The sequence below is a fragment of the Faecalibacterium sp. DFI.5.82 genome, from assembly GCF_029076575.1.
In the GTDB taxonomy this organism is placed as follows: Bacteria; Bacillota; Clostridia; order Oscillospirales; family Ruminococcaceae; genus Faecalibacterium; species Faecalibacterium duncaniae.
Map to the genome: position 1 here is coordinate 1 of NZ_JARFIS010001233.1, position 241 is coordinate 241.

Annotated in this window: 1 protein-coding gene; it reads left to right on the forward strand. The window is 54.8% G+C overall.

The annotated features are described in order from the left end of the window. Positions 1 to 241, forward strand: a 241-nt coding sequence (locus P0G09_RS20850; protein ID WP_275253635.1) for a hypothetical protein, incomplete at both ends; no start/stop codon positions are given.

A 241-nucleotide genomic window follows, 5' to 3' on the forward strand; every position in this document is an offset into this window, starting at 1 on the left:
TCACCAGCTGGAGACCGCTCAGAAAAAGCGGGATGAATTGATCCAGCTGGACGACCTGAAGCTGCAGCTGAAAGAGAGCCAGGACGAGGTTGAGGAGCTGAAGAATGAGGCTTCTCACCAGCTGGAGACCGCTCAGAAAAAGCGGGATGAATTGATCCAGCTGGACGACCTGAAGCTGCAGCTGAAAGAGAGCCAGGACGAGGTTGAGGAGCTGAAGAATGAGGCTTCTCACCAGCTGGAG